We start from the raw sequence: 23,869 nt of genomic DNA, 5'->3' as shown, positions 1-23,869 counted from the left end.
CCCTATTTTTTTACCAGGGTCAAGTTGATGACGTCGCCGTTATCTAATATCTCATCCACACCTCCAGATAATGGATCAATAGTGTCGATTTGGAAGGTTAAAGGCTGTGCATAGTCAAAATCAGTCACCTTATATGCAAGTCTCCCATCAATTTGATCAATGCCTTGAGTAAAGTAGGGTACGCCCTCCGCATCCGAATATTGATTGTTGATGGTATATCCCGACTCCTCTGATGAAGGGAAGAAGATGTAGAAAAAAGAGTCACTAGCAACATCCGTAAGCTCAATATGTCCGTTAAACACTTCCGGTGCTTCTAAGATCTCGCCTGTGTCTGTGTTCAACTCCATTCCACTTATACTATGAATGCTTGGCCTGATCTCAGAATAATCATCATAATACATCGAATCAAAATACCATTCGGATGCACTCCCGAGTCCTTCAATCCAGTCCTTTCCTTCAATCGTTGAACTCATAAAGCTCTCTTCTGTCACAAACAGAATAGGTGGGTTTAATTGATCCATAGTTATGATAATTGGTGGATCTGCCTCCAACTGAACAATTGTCGCATCGGTCGTCAGGCTCCCCTCATTCGCATGTTGTCCCGATCGAATTCAGAACCAAACACCTGATACACATCACTCCACAGCATGACTCGATCTGCGATTGGAGCTTCAGTTCCTTCTGTATTCTCAAGCCTGTACCACAATATTAGTCCTTCATTCGTCTGCATCGCACCGTCTACATACAGGCGAAGGCCGTTCTGTTCAGGCAGCACCTTCCCCATCTTGACGTAATCTCCTTCCTTCAGCCTTTGCCGGGATATGGGATCTTGCCTAAGTGTCCTTTCCCAATAGATCAAAATCTCCTTGGCAAAGCAATCGACAATTCGGAATCATTAGGATCAATATAGGGTCTCATAGCTCCAACTCTTTTCAATTATTTTGTAGTAAGAGAGGAATATTTAACGTCTCCTTATCCACTCTTTCATAACTCACAGGTATAGTAATCGGCTGCTTATAATCCAGGTTTGGGATTGCATAAGTGCGCCATTCTCCCTCGTAACTTGTCCCGCTGGACATATGTACATTGTTCTCCGCATCATAGAACTCAAATGAGAGCTGCCCGTTCGGCACTTCCTCTAGAGAGGTCAGCACCTCTTCATTGATATATCCCGCATCCTTAAAGTACAGCTTGATCTCTGAACCATCCCTTAATCTCTCCATTTTAAAATCACCGTTGAAATGATCTGGATAACCAACTAACCTTCCCTTATCTAGATCCACTTTAAACTCTTCGGTTATCGTCACAAGTCCACCTTCCTTCACCAGCGACAATCCACTGTAATCAAGATAGTGCACCGGAGGATATATCAGAGTGGTATGCCCTTCTTCGTCAATCTCATAATTCATAGACTGCCCGTTCAAGCCCAAATAGCTCTGGTCGTCAGAACCAAGCCTCAGCCTCAAACTGTGTAAAAGTGCCGCATCCTCCTCGTGTCTGGTTTCCGGTGCAATCCTAACCTTGGTATAGTTCTCTGCCAGCTCGACCTCCTTAATCACAAATGAACGATTGTTTAGCTCAAATTCCTGGTTGACTGCAATAAGCTCAGGCTCCTGTGCTGGCACGGACGGAACCGTAAGACTTAAAGAGGTCACCGACTCAGGCTGCTCCGAAGCCGCTGCGTTAAAGATTACAATCCATTCTTCCGGGACTCTCTGATTGACGATATCATGCAGGCTATCAAATACCATCATCCCCTGTATGGTTGAAGGATCTTCTGTCTGCAAGATTTCATTTTCTGACCAATTACTCATCGTATCCCGTTCTATAGAGCTGCCCTTCCCATGCATATACCCACTAAATTTATCCGGCATCACTTGCCCGTTCTTCGCACTTAAGGTATACCAGATCATGGTTGATTCGCCTTGCGTCATCATCCCATCAATAATCAGCTGTAGTCCGTTCTGTTCAACCACATAGCCGAGATATTGAGCGTTCCCTTCCTGCAGCCTTCTCTCGGCGACGCGATTCGAACTTATGGTGCCAAGCCAGTAGCTGTCATCCGGCACGACTCGGGTCCCCGCCCGATTGAGGGGCTCATGAGTCCCCTTCTCTTCCCAAGGATTCAGGCCAATCACCAGCAATATAATTGTGAAACTGAATATAGCAGCACCTATACCCCATCTTCTTCGAAGCCGCTTGGCGTATTTGCCTGCTCGAGCATCTGTTAGCCCTTGTTGAACAGTGTCTTCTAAATAGTACTCATCTGAATAAACGGTCCTTCGATCCTTCTCGAACAACGCGTCAAGCACAGCTCGTGAACCATCCATTGCCTGCTTGGCTTGCTGTAAGCTGGCGGTGGCCCGCCTCTCCCCTATTCCCGTATACTCTCCAATCTCGGCAGGCGTTTTGTCTAGTATGTATGTGGCTAATAGCATCGTAAGCTCTTCAAACGGCAGACTATTCAGTTTCTGTGACAGCAATCGGTCGGTATCCCTTATCATTTGGGATGGGGTCTCGTATTCCGCCGGAACAGGGGGAAGTGTTGCATTCCATGCTGTGGCTCCATATCGTCGCTTCTTCGCAACAGCATACATCGTCTTAAATATATAATTCACAAGCTGAGCTTGGTCCCGAAGCTGATTGCGCAGATGCCAGCTCTTCGCGATCGATTCTGCGAGTAAACGCTTCGCACCCTCGCCTCCACCGCTGTATACATATGACCAAGCATAGAGCTCTTTGCCATATCGCCGAACCAGCTCCTCATACGCTTCAAAATCACCTTGGCAGGCAGCAATCGACAATTCAGAATCATCCATATGTACGTATAAGTCCATGCCTGTTCTCATAGTCCACCCCCTCTCGGTAAATATTTCAATAATTAAAGACATACTCATTGTATATTAAAAACCATAATAAGGTAATATAATCCTTTTATTAACTATTACTGGAAACCAAAAAAAGATCCAGCCATCATGCCAGATCTTTAAATCAATGATATTACTTATGTTAAGCCTTTTATGTTAAATCCCTATTCTTCCACTTATCCTCTAGACGGTGCTTCACTTCTGCAAGGGTAATACTGTCCAGGTATTGTTCCACCACATGCTCTCCATCATGATAAATGGTACCCATCACATCCTTGATATTAGAGGATACCAAGCAGCTGGAGCTCTCATCCCCCGAACGCCAATGAGGTCCAAAGGATCCTAACGCAAACAAGCGGTACAAATCACCAAGTCTCACTTCATTTGGCTTGCTGTTCAGCATATAACCACCGTGAGCCCCCTCCTTTGTCATTACATACTGATGCTTGCGCAGCACACTAAGCACTTTCCGTACTCTGGCAGGATGCGTCGATACACTCTCTGCAATGTCCTCGCTATTTGCGATGCGTCCTTCACGGATACCCAAAAACAATAGGCAATGCACTGCAATCGTGAACTCACTGTTCATTACCTTGACCTCCTGTATTAGCGCTCAAAGCTTCCTGTCTCCAGTAACCTTATAATTTAGTTATGCCCTGAAATCGTCTATTAATCTCTGACTCTCATCATTCGTATATATCTACATGTATGATAAACTCACTTCCTAGCAACTGTTATTCTATTGATAACAGTTTTGTTTGTCAAGTTTCCCTCGAATCCATAACTTTCCTTCAGCAGAATTGGCTGAGTGTTCTTTATTATATCCATCTAGGATTTTGCATAATTCCGTTTGTTAAGTTAAGAGAGATCTTCGCTTAATTGTACAAAAAAAGCCTACACCCTCTTCTGTATAGACTCTTCTTCGTCACTCTCATATATATAAACCTGTCTGCTCTCAATATATGACAAAATGGTTTTCATCATAGGAATATAGATATTCCAGTAAAAAGCATTTGGACTGGAATCAGGTATGAAGCTGCCGACAAACTTGTCCCAGCCTTTATATTGAACCATTAAGGGCGAGACCGTTCGTTCTGCAAAATCACCGGCAAAATAATATGATTGATGCGACTTCTGCTCATACTGAATAATGGCTGGGAACTGTGCAGGAACTCCCGCCCTTCTCAGCTTAGCTGAGCCAGAGCTCGTTAATTCAAGCTTATAATTCGCTACAGTCTCCGCACCAGACTTGGGAGCAACAACCTCAAACCATTGATTATAGCGGGCTGATCTTTCGACATTGTATTTATCACTGTTCTCTTTGGAAAATGAGATGGACATACCGGACTCCCTTAGGTCTTGTCTGTCGAGCACAATTACTTCACCTTCATGATGTATAAGTACAATCCCTATCCCGCTATAAGACCATTCCTTGCCAGTCTGTTCTGTATACTTCTCCATAATATGTAGGGGAACTTCTGTTGATAAATTCTCATAGTATTTCCCGGCCCAGCCCTTCCATTCCACACCCAGCATCTTCTGAAGCTGCCTGCTAACCGATTGTGCCGTCGGAGCTGCCAATATACTATGTTCGGCAATAATTGTTGTTCCTGTCATAGCAGCAGCCTGAATCTTCTGGACATCTGTCAAATTCATTCCGCCATACACCAATTCCTCGATTTGCTCCTCCCTTTCTTCCTTCGAATGTACAGAATTATAGATACCGTAAGAATCTGCAAGATAGATCAGATCGGCTCCACGAAGCGTAGCAGGCAAGCGCCTCATCCGTTCATCTCCGGTCTTGTGCGGATGGTATCCATAGTAAGATTTATCATATTGATATCCCGCTCCACTCTGATCCACAATCTTCTGCTGATTGAGCAGCCAGATCAGCCCTTTATGCTCACGGTATGAAATGTCAGGAACAGTTTTATCTACAATCACAACATCAATAACCCGGCTCGGCGCCGCTCTCCATTGAATCCAAGGGAAAGTGAGAAGCAGCAATGCACCAACCAGTATCGCAAGTCCTGCCTTGAACTTCCATTCCCTTGGCCTCACTTCTCTCTTCCCCCTTCACTTCAATATTTATATAACTTAGATGACTATTTCATAAAAATATAGAAGTACATTCCTAGTATATGACCTGTTTCCGCAAATTGGAAGAAAAGTTCTTGATCATTCGATAATTTTCTACAAATTCCTACAACAATGCATACTCGAGCTTAACTCATTCTATATAACACTTCATATTTCACGGGATATACTTACAGTATTTCTAGGGAACTATGATATACTAAAGAAAAATGATTTCCTATTAGAGAGAGGTCCTTTACGTGGCAATGAACTCCTCATTTCTCCAGATCGCCGCAACGATCGGCATGATCTTTATTGCTGTGAGCGCTATCATCATTCGTATGAAGGCAGCCAATCGGCCAATTAATAAGAAAAGAATCATCATCCCTCCGCTCGGCATGAGCACGGGGTTTCTTATGTTTGTTGTGCCGGACACGCATATTCCGTGGCTGTGGGCACTCCTTGCGTTTCTGGTCGGCTGGTTTATCTTCTCGTATCCGCTGATCAAGAGCACCAAGTTGGAAGTTAGAGACGGAAAGGTCTTTGTTACCAGCTCCAAGAGCTTCATGTTCATACTGGTCGGTCTTCTGATCGTCAGACTTGTGCTGCATGAAGTCGTTCATCAGTATATTTCCGTAGTGCAGACAGGTGCCGTCTTCTTCATTCTCGCCTTCGGCATGCTCCTCCACTGGAGACTATATATGCTGAAGCACTACAACGAAACTTATGGTTCAGCATTTGAACCTTCTGCTAAGCAATAACGATTTCTGTAAGACACCGTGATTTATGAAGCTCGCTCGGAAGCTGCAATAATAAACTCCATTTCATATAAAAGGCTCAGTACACGGGATGAATTCCTCCCACATGTACTGAGCTTTTTTGGGATATATGCTCCCTTCAAGTAAAATAAAGAGCAGCATCCCTTCATATGGAGGATAGAAGGAATGCTGCTCTCTATATTGCGGCCGTGGCCTTGAATGATCCTGGATCAGCAAGCGTCCTATGCTGCAGGTTCATTCCTATTATTGCTCGGTTAGAATGACCGGGCCATCTGCCGTAATGGCGATGGTATGTTCATACTGTGCAGACAATTCGCCGTCCTGTGTACGGGCTGTCCACCCGTCGCTGTCCAGCTTGCTGCGGAAGGTACCGACATTCAGCATCGGCTCAATCGTAATGACCATGCCTTCCTTCAGACGCGGTCCGCGTCCGGCTGGTCCGTAATGAGGCACTTGCGGCTCTTCATGCATATCCTGACCGATACCATGCCCAATGAATTCCCGAACGACCGAGAATCCTTCGCCTTCAGCATACACCTGGATCGCGTTGGAAATATCCCCGATCCGGTTGCCAATAACGGCTTTTTCGATACCCTTATACAGGGATTCTTTGGTCACATCCAGCAGCTTCTGAGCCTGCTCGGATACATTACCAACCGCATAAGACCAAGCGGAATCCGCCAGCCAGCCGTCCAGATTAACGACCATATCCACCGTTACGATATCCCCGTCCTTCAGCGCGTATTTTCCAGGGAACCCGTGGCAGATCACGTCATTTACCGAAGCACAGGTGGCATATGGATAACCGTTGTAGCCTTTTTGCTCTGGAGTCGCTCCATGCTTCTTCATGAAGCTCTCTGCAAAAGCATCAATCTCTTGCGTCTGAATGCCAGGGCGAATGAGCCCGGCAATCTCTCTATGGCAAGCGGCGAGAATCTCGCCAGCCTTCTTCATATACTGTATTTCATCTTTGCTCTTCAAAATAATCATTTGTGGCTCTCCTTGTCGCTTTTATCAATCACTCCTTTCTATTGTAACTCTAATACTGTAAAAATAAAAACAAATTCCTATGCTTTAGGCGGTCCTGTATCTTGATTCGTCACTTTTTGATGAAGAGTGGAGCGGATGAATTTTCGCATCATCACGCCTCCCTCCTACTCTTTGGGAGCAATCCGAACAGCATCCTCAGTGAGTGCCCCCTCTGCTTGGATTTTGGCTTCTGATTGCGCCCCTGATAGCTTCGCAAATTCGTGATCAGCTGACGGTCACGATCCTCATCCAGCTTCTCCTTAATCCATAAGCGCTGTTCTTCTACCTGCTCCTGCAGCTGTTCATTTTGCTTCATCAGCTTCGTTTGCTCACGTTCGAGCTCAGCCATGCGTTCCTGTAGTATTTTCCATTCCATATTGAGCTGCTTGACTTGCTCCTGCTCCACTCCTGCCTTCTGAAGAACCTTCTCCTGCTCAATTAGTGGTGAATGTGCACTTGCCTGTTGTATATCAGAGTCATCCTTGGCCGCTGCAGCCATATCATGATTCAGCTCCATAACGAGCACGGCTGCATCATTCAGCGGCAGATTCTGCTCTCTCATCAAATTCATCATTTCCTTGATCCGCTCAATTTCAAGCGTTCCAAATAGTCTCGATTTATTCGCAGCCCGTTCAAAACGATGCCCTTGCTCCTCCAGCGCAGCCGCATATTTACGGAGTGTGCTTGCGCCGATCCCCAATTCCTTAGCCGTTTCCGTGGTAGCTCCTGCTTCATTCATATTCAAATGCATATTCATTATCATTCCCTCCCGAATTTTTTAGGGTCTAATAAATCATTAACGTATGCCGACATTAATCAAACTTCATACCATGCACTTGCCTGTTAGGAAACAGCGCTATTTCTTCCGCTTGATCAGGGCGGAACAGCGAAATAGTTGTCTGTGAGATAAGCAATTCGCCTCTCTCCCCTTCAAATCCTTTGGCATATTTCTTCTAAGAATGTGGGATCGTAAGAAGTTTTGTCAGGGTGGAATTACGACGCCCCTCCCCGTCCGTTCGACACTTTATGCTGGATTTCACGTGGGATAATGAACAAGAGTTTCATTGCACGTCATCTATTTGTAATAATTGTTCACTTAATTTACCGTATGATCTGAATCCCCATTGCTATTCAAGAGAAAATTATGTTATCTTATGTAACGTTGAATAGGCATATGCATACAATACAAATATAGATGCTAGGCAGATAACTACATGGGGACAGGAGGAAAGCAGGTTATGCGAAATAGAACAGGAAAAGTGGCGATTGTCGGGGCGGGTCTTGTCGGATCTAGCGCAGCTTATTCCATGATCAATCAGGCGATTGCAGGAGAAATCATGCTTATTGGCCGCACTTATGAGAAAGCGCTTGGGCAGGCACTCGACTTGTCCCACAGCATGGATTTTACGTATCAGCGCACCAAGGTCCATGCCGGAACTTATGCCGACTGCAAGGATATGGATGTCATCGTCCTGACGGCAGGAGCCAGTGTGAAGCCAGGCCAGACCCGGCTTGATATTCTGGGAGAAGCAGAAATTATTACTAAAGATATCGTTCAGCCAATCATGGAGAGCGGTTTTAACGGTGTATTTGTCGTTGCGGCAAATCCTGTGGATATTATTACGTACCTGGTATGGAAGCTGTCAGGACTGCCGCGGAATCAGGTCATCGGCACAGGCACATCCATTGACTCCTCAAGACTCAAGACGATTCTGTCCGAAGTGTTCTCCATCGATCCGCGCAGTGTCCACGGCTATGCGCTGGGCGAGCATGGAGAGTCCCAATTTGTCGCCTGGTCCCATGTCACGATTGGAGGAAAGCCGATCCTGCATATTCTTGATCAGCATAAAGAGAGATTCAAAACACTGGATCTTGAGGATATTGCACGAAAGACCCGGGACGCAGGCTGGGAGATCTTCACCCGCAAAGGCTCTACGCAGTTTGGCATTGGCAGCGCCATCGCTTTTATTACCCGTTCCATTCTAACGGATGATCATAAGATTATAGCGGTGTCCGCCATTCTTGACGGTGAGTACGGCGAGACCGACATGTGCATCGGCGTTCCGGCCATTATCGGGAGCGACGGGATTAAGGAGCTGCTTGAATTAAACCTTAGCCAGGAAGAAATGGTCAAGTTCAAGCACTCTTGCCAAATTCTCAGAAATAATATCAACAATCTAAAGATTGACGATATTGCATTGCATTAAGACCTCGTTCTGAAGATGTGTACATGTACATCTATATATATTAAATACAGGGCTGCCCTTAATCGCTGATTAGCGAAAGGCAGCCCTGCTTGTTTTATTCTTGATATCTTATTATAAGGTCATCTGAACATAGTTCATTTTATAAGTCACCGTTCTAAATCTTTTCTACAAATTCCAGCAACGCTTCGCTTATCTCTAAATAATTCGTCCAATGAAGATAATGATGCCCTTTTAAAGGAATTATCGCACTTGAAGCATGGTCTGTCAGTTGAGTTTTGAGAAAAGCCGATTGGGATTTCCCTTCCTCACTCCTTTATGAGGAGGAGCACAACATAGCACAGTCAAATTTCCTTCTGTCTAAAGTACACGGCGCCGAGGAGTATAAACAGAAGCGCACTACCCAGAACGACAGGCAATATGGTCGACATTGGCACCATAAATGCCCCAAAACTGAATTCCTCCCTCGGCATCATGAGCAGGAAGGGCTGTGCCCACGGATAATACGGAGCAATGTCGCTAGAGTTTACGATCAGCAGGTTTGGTATCGTCAGCATAAAATTAATGCCGAGCGGAGCACCGAAGCTGCTCCACATCAAGGATACGAGCAGCTGGAGTGCTGCAAGGGGCAATGTTGCGAGCCATCCCGCTCCGATACTCTGGAGGAGCATCCCCCAAGGAATATCGCTATGCATTCCATGATAAGCACCTGCTGCAAGCAAACTAAGCAATAGAAGCAGCTGGATTACCAGGATTAACACCATAATAACCGTCAGCTTGGCTGCATAGAATGTGAAACGGCTCACCGGGAGTACCAATACCTGCTTCCAGCCACCCACTGCATGCTCAAACCTGCAGATAAAGGAAGCGAATATTCCTGTGAAGATGGGTAGAAACAGCATCGCGTGAAAAGTAGCCTGGGAAGCCATCAGATCCCAATAACCGGCTGGCTCCGCAATAAAGCCTAGCAGCAGAGCAATAGCTGGACTGACGAGCACCAGCAGCCACACCCACGATTTCATGATTTTAAGTCTTTCCGCAGATAATAGACGAAAGTAGGCACCCATGGTCAAGCCACCTTTACCGAATAACGACATTCCGGCTAGAAGCAGTACGGAGCCAAGACCAACACCAAACAAAGCCAGCTTCTCTCCATCCGGCAGCATGATGCTGAACATCGGCCAGGATAGGGGAACAAATTCTGGAAGCTGGGCACTGAACAAGCCCATAATAGCAAGTGTAATGCCAATGGTCACAGACAATGCCTGATTCTCATGAGTCATGGTCAGCATAAACAGAATCGCGATCATCGGCAAAGATGCGGCCAGAGGAAGGAAGCATAGCTTCAGCAGATCCAGCCAGGGTATATGCATATTGAATCCAAGGGTGAGCCCAAGCAGAACAATGCCAATATACAGCAATATACAAGAGCTCAGAAGCAGCATCAATATCACCGAGAATTTGGATAAATACACCTTCCATCTGGATACCGGAAGGGCAAGCAGCTGCTTCCAGGAGCCCTGCTGATACTCTACCCCTGCCATCATCGAACTCAGTATGGTAGCGCCAAGAAGAACGGCAAGCGGCACAAACGGTTCAAAGTTGAAGAGCAGACCATCCCACATCCCCTCTTCACCATACAGCCCCTGCAAATAGTCTAGGCGAAGGCCAAAATTGAGGGCATTCATCGCTACCAGACCAATAGGAGCAAGAAATACGAGAAACCATAAACCTTTTTTTCGTATTTTGAGAAGATCACTATTTAACAGTCGCATCATCATTTAACGACCCCTCCAACCACTTCGAGGAAAAAGTCCTCCAGAGATTGTCTATGTTCCTCAACCCGGTATACGCTGTGATCCTGCTCGACCAATCGGCGGACCAGTGCGGCAATCATATGATCGTCCATATGGTTAAAAGTCAGCCTTGTCCCATCCACCTGACCCCATTGTCCAAGCTCTCTGGCGATTTGAAGAGCATCTTCTGCATCAGATACGGTGAGGCGGATCGTGCTTCCAGCCTCCTGGTGCAGCCGCTCAATCGTATTCTGAAATACAAGCTGACCTTCGCGGATAATACCGACGGTGCTTGCCATCTGTTCTACTTCACTGAGCAGGTGGCTGGAGACGAGCACGGTTATGCCGTATTCCTGCGGCATTCGTTTGATAAGCTCACGAATCTCCTGAATTCCAGAAGGATCAAGACCGTTTGTCGGTTCATCCAGAATGAGCAGCTCAGGATTGCCAAGAAGCGCATTTGCAATACCAAGCCTTTGCTTCATTCCGAGGGAGTACCCCTTTACAGGACGCTTGGCATCCTTCGTCAGATCTACAATACTCAGTACCTCGTCGATTCTCGATTTAGGGACATCCAGCAGTAGACGGCTTGTCTCCAAATTTTGAACTGCATTCAAATGGCCGTAATAGGATGGATACTCGACCAAGGAACCAACCTTTCGGAGTATTTCCATGCGGTGGTTCCGGATATCCTTGCCGAAGATGCGAATATATCCTTTTGTCGGTTTAATAAGTCCGAGCAGCATCCGGATCATCGTTGTTTTTCCAGCGCCGTTCGGTCCTAGGAAACCGTAAATTTCGCCTCTCTTTATTTGCAAGCTGAGCTCTTTTACCGCTGCCTTGCCGCGGTAAGTCTTCCAGACATCAGCTGTTTCAATCATCCATTCATTCATTTGTTTTATCACCTCGGGAACTATCATAACGCTCCAGGTTTAAGGTGAAGTAGGCACGAAGTTTAAGTTTTGTTTAAATTGCTCTTATTCCGGGTATCGGCGGAACGCGGCCCAATAATCATGCTCGCCCCCCGTTCAGAGCTTTCAACTTTGCGCGTAAGCTCCATTCCTTCAAGCAGCAGATCCACAATTCGAAGTCCGATGCCTGCACCGGCCGACGTGGAATCTCCGCTTATGCCGGGCCCATGATCTTCAATCACAATGCACGCCTCGCCAAGATACTGTTCTGTTGCCACTCTTACATATCTGCCTGATTTGGCATGGCGCACAATATTCTGAAACAGGTTGTCCAGTACCCGATGGAAGCCTTGAATATCCACGTTCCATATCAATGGCTGTTCGCTGAGCTCAATGTCGATGATGAAGTCTTCCGATTCCCATATCGGATACCAAGCCGCTGTGCTTTCTCTTACAATCCGGACTACATCTGCCTTCTGCAGCTTCATCGTATACTTTCCGCTCGACAGTAAATTATAGGACAGCAGGTTGTCGATCAATCCCCCAAGGTCGTCAATTTTCCCCTCTATTCGGTGGAGCGATTCCCGTCCATTAGCTGTGAGCGGCTCTTTATGAAGCGCGTGGAGATGCCCACGTACGACAGTCAGCGGCGTTCTCAAATCATGCGACAGGTCAGCAATCAGATTTTTACGCAGCTGTTCCTCCTCCTGCTGTCTCCCCCTGCTGTCTCTCAGCTGATGCACCATTCCATTAAAAGACTTCTCCAGATGTCCAATTTCGTCTGGCTGTCTAACTTCCACCGGCAGCGGAATACCATCAGCTCCAGGAGTGGACACCGCAATCTCAAGCCTTGTAAGTCTCTTGCTGATGCGCCGAAAGAATGACCAGGAAATGAGCATGAACAGCCCGAGAATGATGATCATAGCGAGTGTGTTATAGAACGCCCAGCCTCCCGTGTCAGAAGAGCGGTTCAGAACCTCTCTTGGCAGTGCCAGTGAGATAAACCCTTTACCCAAATCCTCCTGCCCACCGCCAATAAAGGCAACGACAGTAAAGACTTGCGAATTGTTTTGTGCATTCTTCATGTATTCCACAGCATCGGAAGGTTTCCAACTGGACTGAATCTGCAATGTGTCGGGCTTCTTGAAGCTTGTCGCACCTGAATTATCCACCCAGAGAATGGTTGATTCCTTATAATACTCGCCGAGCTCTGCCAGCCTTGACCTGACGCTGTCTTCTGGCAAGCCGCTGAGCTTCTCCGCTTCTTCATGCCAGTCCGATTCGATCTGAATGGAGTTGCCGTAAGGCAGATGATCGTCATTAGCCGTATTTATAATTGGATATAGAATGCCGAAGAGAAGCCCCGTCGACATAAAGGCAATCGGCAGGAACACCATCGCGATAATGACGATTAGCAGATAACGCGACATCAGCGAATTTTTGAAACGGATTCTTCCTTCGTCTGTTCGAAGCTTCCTTCTGTAACTCATGCCTTCACCCGGTAGCCTACGCCCCTGATCGTCTCAATAATTTTTGGTTCAGCCGGATCCTTCTCCAATTTCTCTCGCAGATGACGAATATGGACCATAAGCGTCTTGTCTCCTTCCATATAAGGCTCACCCCATACGGATTCATAAATCTGCTCTTTCGTCTTGATCTGACCCAAATGTCTCAGCAAATAATTAAAAATATGAAACTGCTTGCCGGTAAGCACGATTTCTTCGTTCGTTGCCGTATCAACAATTCGTTGTTCGTCCATATAGACATTCAAATGATGGAGCACGATGTGCTCTGAACGGGGCAGCGCCTGTCCATTTCGCCGAAGCAGTACCTCTACCCTTGCCGCAAGCTCATCCGGATGAAAGGGCTTGGTCAAATAATCATCGGCAAATTCGAGTCCCTGCAGCTTGTCATCAATGGACGTTCGCGCAGAGAGCATTAAGATCGGCAATTCGGGAAGTTCTTTTTTAAGCCGCTGGCCGACGGTGAACCCATCAAGTCCAGGCAGCATAACATCGAGAATCGCAAGATGCGCTCCATGTGCCATGGAGGCAGCATTCTCTCCGCTTTTTAACCAGAGCACATCATAGCCGCGGTCCTCAAGATCCGACCTCACCAGATTTCCGATTTCGATATCATCCTCAACATAGAGCAGCGTTGTCATTCCAGTAACACCTCATTTATAATATATGTACGCGCTTCATTGCAGAAACCAGGATCTGCATGGTATATTAACAAAAACGAAGCTAATCTGCTGTAAAGTTCTACAGTTCAGTATAACTTCCAGCATTTTAACTCACAATTAAAAGGCCATGTTATCTGTGATGAATCAAGGACAGGTACAACCTCGGAGGATATTATCTCTCTTTGGTTGTGCCTTTTGTTTTTATGATCACGACAGGTCGAGCAGGCTAAACACCTTAGCTCCATGGTTCTTATTAATTCATCTTCTATAGAGGCAAATATACAAAGGAGGAGAAGTACGATGCAATTAGAAGCTATTTACCATCACCCTAAACAGCAATGGTCCTGTGCTTATGACAAGGATACCATTATCATTCGTATTCGCACCAAGAGAGATGACATTCATAAGGTCTCCATCTTAACCGGAGATAAATACGACTGGGAGCGAACTAAAAAATACATACCCCTTAGCAAGATGACCTCCGATTCCATGTTCGACTATTTCAGCTGTGAAGTACAGCCGCCTTACCGGCGACTTCGCTATGCCTTCCTGCTGGAAGATGGGGAAGAGAGCATATGGATGGATGAGAACAACTTCCTTGAAGAAGAACCGGACAGCCCGGACCGTATGTTTGAATTCCCTTATATTAATGGAGTCGATGTGTTTACGCCGCCGGCTTGGGTTAAGGATGCTATATTTTATCAAATCTTCCCAGAGCGTTTTGCCAACGGTGACAAGAGCAATGATCCGGAGAGCGTGCTGCCTTGGGGCGGTAAGCCTGAACGGGATAACTTTTTTGGAGGCGATCTTCAAGGGGTCATTGATCACCTGGATTATTTGAGCGAGCTCGGAATCACAGCCATCTATTTTACTCCGATCTTTGAAGCGACCACCAACCACAAGTATGACACAGAGGATTACATGCGGATTGATCCGCATTTTGGAGATGCCGACACCTTGAAGAGGCTGGTGAAGCAGTGCCATAAGCGCGGCATCAAAGTGCTGCTTGATGCCGTCTTTAACCACTCTGGCCGTACATTCAAGCCCTTCGTCGATCTGCAGAAGAATGGCGAAGAGTCCAAATACAAGGATTGGTTCTATATTCGCAGCTTCCCGATTGAAGTTGTCGATGGCATTCCAAGCTATGAGACGTTCTCCTTTGAACCGCTGATGCCGAAGCTGAACACCGAGAATCCTGAGGTTAAGGAGTATCTTCTAAACGTGGCAGAGTACTGGATTAAGGAGATCGGAGTAGACGGCTGGCGTCTTGATGTGGCGAATGAGGTAGATCATGAATTCTGGAGAGAATTCCGTCACACCGTCAAGAAGGTGAACCCTGATGCCTACATCCTTGGAGAAGTGTGGAATGATGCTTCACCTTGGCTGCAAGGCGATCAATTCGATGCGGCGATGAACTATCCGTTCACGAATGCTGTCGTCGACTTTTTCATCAAGGAGGAGATCGACGCCTATCAATTTGCCAATTCGATCGGGCGGCAGCTGTCCCGTTACTCGCTTCAAGCGACAGAGGTGGCCTTCAACCTGCTGGACAGTCATGATACGCCTCGCCTGCTCACCTTGAGTAAGGGAGACAAACGCAAAATGAAGCTGGCTGCTCTCTTCCAGTTCACTTATATTGGCACTCCTTGCATATATTACGGGGATGAGATTGGAATGGATGGCGATCAAGATCCGGACTGCCGCAAATGCATGGAATGGGATGAGTCCAAACAGGACCGTGAGCTGTTCACTTATTATCAGCATCTGATTGAACTGCGCAAATCTCATCCTGCTCTTCGTACAGGCAGCGTTCACTTCCTTGAAGCCGAGCAGGACGGCAAGAAGCTGGCATACGCACGGACAGACGAGAATGAAACCATCGTTATATTGACCAGCACTTCCGAGGATCCAGAATCCTTCGCTGTTCAGGTGGATGGAGCCTCTTACCTTGATCTCCTGTCCGGCAATGAATGGCCGGTTACGGACGGTAAGCTGAACTTGGAGCTTCCTCCATTCGGTTATGCGGTTCTGAAATCTGTATAATTTTTATTCAAAAAATTAAATAACCGTCAAATAGCCGGATGTTTCTTTCCTTGTTGAGTAATTTCACTTCGAGAGAAGCATCTGGCTTTTTTATGCATTTAAATTCAGGGTTGATTTATATATCAATATATCGTAATATAACAATATAGTGACTCAGAAAATATAAATATTCGTATACACATTGTCATTATCTTGAAGACCTTACGAGGAGGCGGTTATCAGTGGACAATAATATCAAAATATATAACGAAATGGCCGAGTGCCTGAAGGCGCTGGCCCATCCGGTTCGGCTATGTATTGTAAGGGGACTGCTTCAGAAGGGCAGCTGCAACGTCAGCTACATGCAGGAGTGTCTGGAGCTGCCTCAATCGACAGTCTCCCAGCATCTGCAGAAGCTGCGGAGCCTTGGCATCGTCGAGGCCGAACGGCATGGACTCGAGGTTACTTATTCCGTAAAAGATCCCAGAGTTAAAGGGATTATTGAAGTATTTTTTCAGGAGGAAGAGAAATGAGTAAAAAGGTAATTATCGTTGGTGGCGTTGCTGGCGGCGCTTCGGCTGCTGCGCGGCTGCGGCGGCTGGACGAAGCAGCACATATCATCATGTTCGAACGGGACGAGTATATTTCATTTGCGAATTGCGGCCTCCCCTACTATATCGGAAATACGATTCAAGACCGCTCCAAGCTGATTGTACAAACACCGGAAGCGATGACCAAACGGTTTAATCTGGATATACGCACTCGAAGTGAAGTCATCTCGATAAACCCGACCGCCAAAAAGGTAACGGTTAGAAGCTTAGAACGTGGAACCTATGAGGAGAGCTACGATGCACTAGTACTCTCACCAGGTGCCAGACCGATTCGTCCGGAGCTTCCAGGCATAGAGCATCCGCATATCTATTCGGTACGCAACATTCCGGATACCGATCGGATTAAGCAGCAGGTCATCTCCCCGGACACCCGCTCTGCAGTAGTTATAGGCGGAGGATATATCGGTGTGGAGATGGCTGAGAACCTGAAGCTGGCTGGTCTTGAAGTGACACTCGTGCAGTCTGGGCCGCAGATCATGAATTCCTTTGACCCGGAAATGGCGGGTATGCTGGCAAAGGAAATGGAAGAGCAGGGTGTGCAGCTGATTGTTAATGATAAGGTGCAGTCATTTAAGGAGCACGGCACTCAAGTTGAGGCTCTACTGGACAGCGGCGAGACGCTCCATAGCGATATCGTCATTCTCGCCGTAGGCGTTGCACCGGATACAGGGTTCCTGACAGGAAGCGGCATCAAGCTGGGTGAGCGGGGTCACATTCAGGTGAACGAAGCACTTGAGACCAACGTGGAAAGCGTCTATGCCGTAGGAGATGCTGTCGAGATTCATTCGAGTAACGGGAAGACGGCCATTCCTCTTGCCGGACCGGCGAATAAGCAAGGAAGAATTGCGGCTGACCGCATCGCAGGCTTAAGCACGACATATAGAGCTTCTCAAGGAACCTCTATCATTAAAGTGTTTGATATGACAGGAGCTCAAACCGGGTTAAGCGAGAAAACATTGAAATCGCTCGGGCTACAATATCACGCTGTTTATATCCATCCCAATGCTCATGCTGCATATTACCCTGGGGCATCTCCCCTTACCATGAAGCTGCTATTTGATCCGCAGGGCAAGATTCTGGGTGCTTCAGCGATCGGCCGTACTGGTGTAGATAAACGGATTGATGATATCGCGGCTGTGTTACATTTTGGAGGCACGGTCACCGATTTAACCGAGCTAGATCTCGCTTATGCTCCGCCTTTCTCATCGGCCAAAGATCCTGTCAATATGCTCGGATACGTCGCAGAGAATGTAGTAACCGGGAATACAGCGGTATATGTGAGTGAAGATTTACAGAACCGAAATCCGGAGACTACAGTTCTCGTGGATGTCAGATCGGAGCTTGAGCATCAGAACGGTCACATCCCTGATTCCGTTAATATTCCGGTCGATGAGCTGAGAGATCGTTTATCCGAGCTGGACCGCAATAAAGAAATTTGGGTGTATTGCCAAGTGGGACTTCGGGGATACACATCAGCCCGCATCCTGCAGCAGCATGGATATAAGGTACGTAACCTGACAGGAGGATACAAGACGTATATGATGAGCAAATTTGAGCCCAAAAAGCCGGAGTCATCAGGGGCAAAGGAAGTAAAAGAACAAGAGCCATTCACCGCAACTGGACAGCAGACTGAGTCTTCGACTACTGGATTAGAACCCGAACCGGGTTCGTTATCCGCTGTGACATCATCCCCTGCCTCTGTTCCGTCTGTTGATAAGACAAGTCCTTTGCCAGAAGGAAGCCGCATCCATGCTGATATTAAGCTCGATGCCTGTGGCTTGTCCTGTCCTGGACCGCTCATTGAAGCGAAGCAAGCGATGGACCGATTGGAAGCAGGACAAATCCTGCATATTACCGCTACCGATCCCGGATTTTACGAGGATGTGAAGTCTTTTGCCCGCATGTCAGGTCATACGGTGCTCGCTGTAGACAAGCACTCGAACGGCGAAATTAGCGCTCGTTTGCAGAAGGATGGTGCGAATTCAAATACTTCGCCTTCACAACAAGCCGAGACTCAGGCAGCCGCAAGACCAGAAGGGACAACGATGGTCGTATTCAGCGGCGATCTGGATAAAGCGATCGCTTCCTTCATTATTGCAAACGGTGCTGCGGCGAGCGGCAAGAAGGTTACTCTGTTCTTCACCTTCTGGGGGCTGAATATTCTTCGGAAGACCGAGCCGGTGGATGTGAAGAAGAATTTCATGGGCCGTATGTTCGGAATGATGATGCCCAGAGGAAGCCGCAAGCTCCCACTCTCCCGTATGAACATGCTGGGTGCAGGCTCCAAGATGATTCGCGGTGTGATGAAGAATAACAATATCTCCTCACTTGAGGAGCTGATGGACACCGCAGTCTCTCAGGGCGTTGAGCTTGTCGCTTGCCAGATGTCGATGGATGTAATGGGCATCCGGCAAGAAGAGCTGATTAATGGAGTGAAGATCGGCGGTGTCGGATACTATCTCGGACAAGCCGATCAATCAGGCATCAATTTGTTTATATAAATCATACAACAACCGGAGCAGAATTCATGGGAAGAGAACCAGAAATCTGCTCCTTTCTTTATCTACTTCATCTCTTTTTTCCGCTCTATGGGAGCCAACTTTTTATTGCATGCATGCCATGACCTTAAATTACGCATAACTAATATGAATCCAGGCTATTATATTGGTTCATCTGTATCGGGATTTTTGCATAATAATCAATGGATTGTTCTTTTTATGTTTTATGCAAAATCCATATATCTATAATTTATGATATAATGAAAATGCTATTCTTTTTTGTACCCATCTCGAGAGATTAACGATATATTTTTATCTACAAGGAGGCTTACTACAAATCAATGACTACTGAATCTACATCCAATAAGAAATTACAGGAGATTCCCTTCTCCATTCTAGATCTGGCCACGGTAACAGAAGGCTCTAACATCAGCAGTGCGCTGAAGAACTCCCTTGAGCTGGCTCAGCATGCAGACGAGCTTGGTTATAACCGTTTCTGGCTGGCAGAGCATCATAACATGCCGGGGATTGCAAGCTCTGCAACTTCCGTAGTTATCGGCCATATTGCAGGCGGGACGAAGCGTATTCGCGTCGGCTCTGGCGGTATTATGCTGCCGAATCATGCTCCTCTTGTCATTGCAGAACAGTTTGGCACGCTCGAATCTCTGTATCCCGGAAGAATTGACCTCGGTCTCGGACGCGCTCCGGGCTCTGACCAGCTGACATCTCGAGCCCTTCGCCGCGGACCAGGAAGCGACGGTCAGGACTTCCCGCAGCGCCTTGAAGAATTGCAGCACTTTTTCAAACCAACTTCCACCTCATCAATGCAGGTGCATGCATATCCAGGGCGTGGACTGGATATACCAATCTGGCTGCTTGGGTCAAGCGGATTCAGCGCTGAGCTTGCGGCTCGCAAAGGTCTGCCGTTTTCTTTTGCCAGCCATTTCGCTCCAGACTATCTGCTGCCTGCACTGGATTACTACTATAACAACTTCCAGCCTTCTGAAGTGTTAGAGGAGCCTTATGCCATGGTCGCTCTGAATGCTTTTGTAGCAGAGACAGATGCAGAAGCGCACAAGCTTGCGACTTCACATCATAGACAATTTTTGAATATGATCCGTGGGCGCTTCGGTCTCATGCAGCCTCCGGTTGACGAGCTGGACTGGAATATGCAGGAGAAAGCGATTGTGAAAGGGCAGCTCCGCTATTCCGTTATGGGAGACAAGAAAAGTGTTCGTGATCAACTGAATCAAATGCTGGAGCAAACCGGCGCTAATGAGTTCATTGTAACCAGCCCGATCTATGACCATCAGTCAAGATTACACTCGATTAAACTACTCAGTGAAATCTTTAATCAAGCGTAATAACGCCCGCCCAATAAAGAAGCCAAGACGAAACAGGGATTCACACGAGTTCCCTATTCATTCGTCTTGGCTTCTTTAATCATCGTTCATTGTTACACAAGAGATATTCCACTGTGCAGTTCAACATATGCCTCTGGCACACCGCACACTATGCCAGTTCCCCGCATTGCTCTCAATCTGCTGCTTTCTTAGGCGCGGTCTTCCCCTTCTTCGCGTCTGCCAGCTGTTTCGTCAGCTTCTTGCCTGTTGGCGTCTGGGCGAGTCCTCCCTGGGCCGTCTCCCGATGACGGCTTGGCATCGCGCTTCCCACTTCGAGCATGACATCGATCACTTCGTCAGAAGGAATCGCACTCCGCACTCCTGCGAGGGCCATATCTGCTGCTGCAAGCGCTGTGACCGCTCCGAGTCCGTTCCGTACAATGCACGGAATCTCCACCAGCCCTGCGACTGGATCACATATGAGTCCAAGCGTATTTTTAAGAGCTAAACCGACCGCATGCACGACCTGCTCCGGTGTTCCGCCGCGAAGCTCAACCATTGCCCCCGCTGCCATCCCGATCGCTGAACCGACTTCTGCCTGGCATCCACCTTCTGCTCCAGATATGAAGGAATTATTAGCAATGACATAACCAATCGCTCCTGCAGAGAACAAACCATTAACCATATGCTCGTCATCCCATCCAAACCGCTCCTGTGCACTTACGAATACACCCGGAATTATACCTGCTGATCCCGCGGTAGGTGTTGCTACAATTCTTCCCATGGAAGCATTCACTTCAGACACGCCAAGTGCATAGGCCATAGCAAGTGTAGATGCATCACCCGAACAGCTCTGATTGTTCTGCAAATAATGGCGCACCCGCTGACCGTCTCCTCCTGTCAGACCACTGCGCGATGTTGTATCCTCGTTCATTCCTTTATGCACAGCCTGCTTCATAACCTGATAATAATCCGCCATCTGCTGCACAACCTCAATTTCTAGCGTTCCGGTCTCCTTCACTTGCTCTTCAATCATCAGCTCTGCCAGCGTCTTACCTTCTGCCGTACAGATCGCATTCAGATCCTTTAAATGCTTAAACCGCATCCGTATCGTCCCCTTTCTTCAAATCAATGACCTTGATATCAAAAATATGAGGCAGGGACTTCAGTCTCATGAGTACATCCGATGCCGGTACCGTGTCTGTCTCCATCGCTGTGAGCGCTTCACCATCCCGGCCTTTGCGGTCGACTTGCATGAACCCAATATTGACGCCGGATTCACTGATCGCTGTTGTTACCGAAGCTATAACTCCGGCTTTATCCGAATGCCTGAGCACAACCGCAGGAAAATCACCTGTCAGCTGCACTCGAAAATCATCCAATAAAGAGACGGTAACGTTCCCTCCACCAATGGAAGCTCCCACCATCGTGCATGTTCGTTCTCCTGCTGACAGCTCAAATTTCACGGTGTTCGGATGTGCCGCCGGAAGACCGCTCGTTACAAACTCATATTCCATTCCCAGCTTCTCAGCCCACTCCTCTGCATCCGGAATTCGCTCATCATCGGTAGCCATATTCATAAGTCCGCTGATTAGCGCCAGATCTGTTCCATGTCCTCTATAAGTGTCGGCAAAAGAGCCGTATAATATCATCTTCGCTTTCTCCGGTCTCGTCCCAAGCCACTGCCGGGCGATACGCCCAAGTCTAACGGCCCCTGCCGTATGGGAGCTGGACGGTCCCGTCATTGCCGGCCCGATAATTGAGAATACATCCTTGAACCTTGTCATCTTAACTCCCCATTTCTCATCGTTCTAACTTATTCTGTGCAGAAATATCAGTTCTTCCACGCAAAAAAGGACAGAGTAAGGGCGTACATCCCCTCTCTCTGTCCTGGTACCTGAAAGTTTCGTCAGAAGTGGCCGGCGCATAGCAATCGCCCTCACTCTCACTTACCCCTTTGGCGGCGCATCGGCTCTCTCCAGAGTTGCGTCGAATCAAGGTTCTTCTACCTGAGAGATTCTGCTGTATAAGCCGGGTGCTTATCAGCTTGCTCCTTCGGTGTCACATGGTTTCCCACGTGATCTCTCCCATTGATCTTCATCCGCTGTCCTATTCTTTTTTTGTACTGAATCAATTTCCAACTCACTATAAATAGATTAATCGATAAGCTGACTACATGTCAACAAAAGTAACGATCCAACCTTATATAGAGCAGCATAATGTTACTTTTTCTCACACCATAAAGATTTTTTCAGATTTATTCACCACTTGAATCAATTTATATTTATTTCTAATGAGTTGAATCAATTTCATAATACCTTTAGTTGCTTAAATCAAGAGTATATATAGATCAAAATGATTTAATTTGTCTATATATAGTTTCGAATCCGCCTTTTTAATGAGTTATGAAATTGATTCACTTCTCTTAAGATATATTATGCGCATTCTTTGTTATTCGCTTATACATCTAACCCTGTTATACCTGTCATTATAGAGCAATTACATTGGGCTGATCTATAGACTTAGCTTCATCAAAACAGCCACTTCTCGAACGGAGAAGACTAATCAACCAGAGCACCAACGACAGGAGGACAAGCACGATCGATACTGTAAAATACGCCGAGCACAGCGATACTTTTTCTGTATGAATCTACTGAATCCCTCTCTTTAATAGCCGGTAGAACTGACACTATGCAAAAAAAGCACAGCTTCGACTTCTTAAGCCGTAAGCTGTGCTCATCTGATCATTATGAATTCTCGATAATCTCCGATCAGCCGAAACGTCCCATAATATATTCTTGAGTCGATTGGTTCTCCGGATTAGAGAAGATTTTCTCCGTTACATCACGTTCCATGAGATTACCCAGGTAGAAGTACGCTGTAAAATCTGAGATCCGGGCTGCCTGCTGCATATTATGAGTAACGATAACGATACGCAGATCTTTTTTGAGCTCGGTAATCAGCTCTTCAATCTTACCTGTGGATACCGGGTCTAGTGCCGAAGCCGGCTCATCCAGCAGCAATATCTGCGGCTCTACCGACAGGGCGCGAGCGATGCATAGACGCTGCTGCTGTCCACCCGACAGGGCCAGGGCAGAATCGTTAAGACGATCTTTGACCTCGTCCCACAGAGCGGCACGACGCAAGCTTTTTTCCACGATTTCGTCCAGATCCTTCTTCCTCTTGACACCGCGGTATTTCGGACCAAACGCAACATTGTTATAGATCGATTTATGGAACGGGTTTGGCTTCTGCCACACCATTCCGATGTTCTGCCGAAGCTTGATAACATCTGTGCCTGGCGCATTCAGGTCTTTGCCGTCCATCCATATATGACCTGTAACGCGAGCCCCAGAAATCTCATCATTCATTCGGTTCAAGGATCTCAGGAACGTGGATTTACCGCATCCAGAAGGACCAATCAAGGCAGTTACGGTATTCTTGGGGAACTCCATGCTGATTCCCTTCACCGCTTCTTTCTCGCCGTAAAAAACACTCAGATCCTCTGTGCTAAAAGGTTGTTGTGGCATTATTCAAAGTACCTCCCT

At 47.0% G+C, this 23,869-nt stretch carries 20 protein-coding genes, 1 pseudogene and 1 riboswitch; of the genes and pseudogenes, 6 read left to right on the top strand and 15 right to left on the bottom strand.

Annotation, left to right across the window (positions count from 1 at the left end):
- Nucleotides 1-2: 2 nt before the first annotated feature.
- From BM415_RS14920 to BM415_RS14900, 5 genes are all read right to left on the bottom strand, one after another.
- A complete protein-coding gene (locus tag BM415_RS14920) occupies nt 3-473 on the bottom strand; it encodes a hypothetical protein (RefSeq protein WP_139236997.1) in 471 nt (156 codons plus the stop codon).
- A 101-nt stretch (nt 474-574) separates the two neighbouring features.
- Entirely contained in the window at nt 575-784 is a 210-nt protein-coding gene (locus BM415_RS14915; protein WP_091159435.1) for a hypothetical protein, read from the bottom strand.
- Nucleotides 785-932: 148 nt separating this feature from the next.
- Complete coding sequence (locus BM415_RS14910) at nt 933-2,849, bottom strand: RNA polymerase sigma factor (RefSeq protein WP_091159434.1); 1,917 nt, start codon at nt 2,847-2,849, stop codon at nt 933-935.
- Nucleotides 2,850-3,018: 169 nt separating this feature from the next.
- Nucleotides 3,019-3,456: an RrF2 family transcriptional regulator gene (locus tag BM415_RS14905; protein WP_091159432.1), complete on the bottom strand. Its 438-nt coding sequence runs from the start codon at nt 3,454-3,456 to the stop codon at nt 3,019-3,021.
- Between the two features lie 305 nt (nt 3,457-3,761).
- Nucleotides 3,762-4,928, bottom strand: coding sequence for a hypothetical protein (locus tag BM415_RS14900; RefSeq protein WP_091159431.1), 1,167 nt, complete (start codon nt 4,926-4,928; stop codon nt 3,762-3,764).
- A 281-nt stretch (nt 4,929-5,209) separates the two neighbouring features.
- Here BM415_RS14900 and BM415_RS14895 point away from each other — a divergent pair, with 281 nt between their 5' ends.
- Nucleotides 5,210-5,704: a CcdC family protein gene (locus tag BM415_RS14895; protein ID WP_091159786.1), complete on the top strand. Its 495-nt coding sequence runs from the start codon at nt 5,210-5,212 to the stop codon at nt 5,702-5,704.
- Nucleotides 5,705-5,965: 261 nt separating this feature from the next.
- Here the strand turns inward: BM415_RS14895 and map are convergent, their stop codons facing one another.
- Together map and BM415_RS14885 are read right to left on the bottom strand one after the other, a co-directional pair.
- Nucleotides 5,966-6,712 carry a type I methionyl aminopeptidase gene (gene map, locus BM415_RS14890; RefSeq protein ID WP_076314834.1) on the bottom strand — a complete coding sequence of 249 codons (747 nt, stop codon included), beginning with the start codon at nt 6,710-6,712 and terminating at the stop codon, nt 5,966-5,968.
- 151 nt (nt 6,713-6,863) lie between these two features.
- Entirely contained in the window at nt 6,864-7,508 is a 645-nt protein-coding gene (locus BM415_RS14885; protein ID WP_091159429.1) for a hypothetical protein, read from the bottom strand.
- Between the two features lie 481 nt (nt 7,509-7,989).
- Here BM415_RS14885 and BM415_RS14880 point away from each other — a divergent pair, with 481 nt between their 5' ends.
- Nucleotides 7,990-8,958 carry an L-lactate dehydrogenase gene (locus BM415_RS14880; RefSeq protein ID WP_091159427.1) on the top strand — a complete coding sequence of 323 codons (969 nt, stop codon included), beginning with the start codon at nt 7,990-7,992 and terminating at the stop codon, nt 8,956-8,958.
- A gap of 341 nt (nt 8,959-9,299) precedes the next feature.
- Here the strand turns inward: BM415_RS14880 and BM415_RS14875 are convergent, their stop codons facing one another.
- From BM415_RS14875 to BM415_RS14855, 5 genes and pseudogenes are all read right to left on the bottom strand, one after another.
- Nucleotides 9,300-10,022 (bottom strand): ABC transporter permease, encoded by a 723-nt coding sequence (locus tag BM415_RS14875; protein ID WP_091159784.1) that lies wholly within the window; start codon nt 10,020-10,022, stop codon nt 9,300-9,302.
- Between the two features lie 168 nt (nt 10,023-10,190).
- Nucleotides 10,191-10,730, bottom strand: a pseudogene (locus BM415_RS14870) (ABC transporter permease); the annotation flags it as partial.
- Between the two features lie 2 nt (nt 10,731-10,732).
- Complete coding sequence (locus BM415_RS14865; protein ID WP_091159426.1) at nt 10,733-11,644, bottom strand: ABC transporter ATP-binding protein; 912 nt, start codon at nt 11,642-11,644, stop codon at nt 10,733-10,735.
- 62 nt (nt 11,645-11,706) lie between these two features.
- Nucleotides 11,707-13,152 carry a sensor histidine kinase gene (locus BM415_RS14860; protein ID WP_091159424.1) on the bottom strand — a complete coding sequence of 482 codons (1,446 nt, stop codon included), beginning with the start codon at nt 13,150-13,152 and terminating at the stop codon, nt 11,707-11,709.
- On the bottom strand, nt 13,149-13,826 hold the full coding sequence (locus tag BM415_RS14855; RefSeq protein WP_091159422.1) for a response regulator transcription factor: 678 nt from the start codon (nt 13,824-13,826) through the stop codon (nt 13,149-13,151). Before BM415_RS14855 ends, BM415_RS14860 begins: the two co-directional genes overlap by 4 nt.
- 321 nt (nt 13,827-14,147) lie before the next feature.
- Here BM415_RS14855 and BM415_RS14850 point away from each other — a divergent pair, with 321 nt between their 5' ends.
- From BM415_RS14850 to BM415_RS14835, 4 genes are all read left to right on the top strand, one after another.
- On the top strand, nt 14,148-15,890 hold the full coding sequence (locus BM415_RS14850) for an alpha-glycosidase (protein WP_091159420.1): 1,743 nt from the start codon (nt 14,148-14,150) through the stop codon (nt 15,888-15,890).
- Between the two features lie 221 nt (nt 15,891-16,111).
- On the top strand, nt 16,112-16,402 hold the full coding sequence (locus tag BM415_RS14845) for an ArsR/SmtB family transcription factor (RefSeq protein ID WP_076314842.1): 291 nt from the start codon (nt 16,112-16,114) through the stop codon (nt 16,400-16,402).
- Nucleotides 16,399-18,981 (top strand): FAD-dependent oxidoreductase, encoded by a 2,583-nt coding sequence (locus BM415_RS14840; RefSeq protein WP_091159419.1) that lies wholly within the window; start codon nt 16,399-16,401, stop codon nt 18,979-18,981. The genes BM415_RS14845 and BM415_RS14840 overlap by 4 nt, the downstream gene beginning before the upstream one ends.
- A gap of 338 nt (nt 18,982-19,319) precedes the next feature.
- On the top strand, nt 19,320-20,342 hold the full coding sequence (locus tag BM415_RS14835; RefSeq protein WP_091159417.1) for an LLM class flavin-dependent oxidoreductase: 1,023 nt from the start codon (nt 19,320-19,322) through the stop codon (nt 20,340-20,342).
- Between the two features lie 172 nt (nt 20,343-20,514).
- On the opposite strand, the gene sdaAA is transcribed toward BM415_RS14835, so the two are convergent.
- The 3 genes from sdaAA to pstB all read right to left on the bottom strand — a co-directional run bounded on the left by sdaAA (nt 20,515) and on the right by pstB (nt 23,851).
- Nucleotides 20,515-21,426, bottom strand: coding sequence for an L-serine ammonia-lyase, iron-sulfur-dependent, subunit alpha (gene sdaAA / locus BM415_RS14830; RefSeq protein ID WP_091159415.1), 912 nt, complete (start codon nt 21,424-21,426; stop codon nt 20,515-20,517).
- Nucleotides 21,416-22,108 (bottom strand): L-serine ammonia-lyase, iron-sulfur-dependent subunit beta, encoded by a 693-nt coding sequence (gene sdaAB / locus BM415_RS14825; RefSeq protein WP_091159414.1) that lies wholly within the window; start codon nt 22,106-22,108, stop codon nt 21,416-21,418. The genes sdaAA and sdaAB overlap by 11 nt, the downstream gene beginning before the upstream one ends.
- Nucleotides 22,109-22,309: 201 nt before the next feature.
- Nucleotides 22,310-22,421, bottom strand: a riboswitch (glycine riboswitch).
- A gap of 671 nt (nt 22,422-23,092) precedes the next feature.
- Complete coding sequence (gene pstB / locus BM415_RS14820; RefSeq protein ID WP_091159412.1) at nt 23,093-23,851, bottom strand: phosphate ABC transporter ATP-binding protein PstB; 759 nt, start codon at nt 23,849-23,851, stop codon at nt 23,093-23,095.
- Between the last annotated feature and the right edge of the window lie 18 nt (nt 23,852-23,869).

The organism is Paenibacillus sp. 453mf, assembly GCF_900116105.1.
GTDB classification, from domain to species: domain Bacteria; phylum Bacillota; class Bacilli; order Paenibacillales; family Paenibacillaceae; genus Paenibacillus; species Paenibacillus provencensis.
This window is presented reverse-complemented; position numbering and strand designations above follow the sequence as displayed.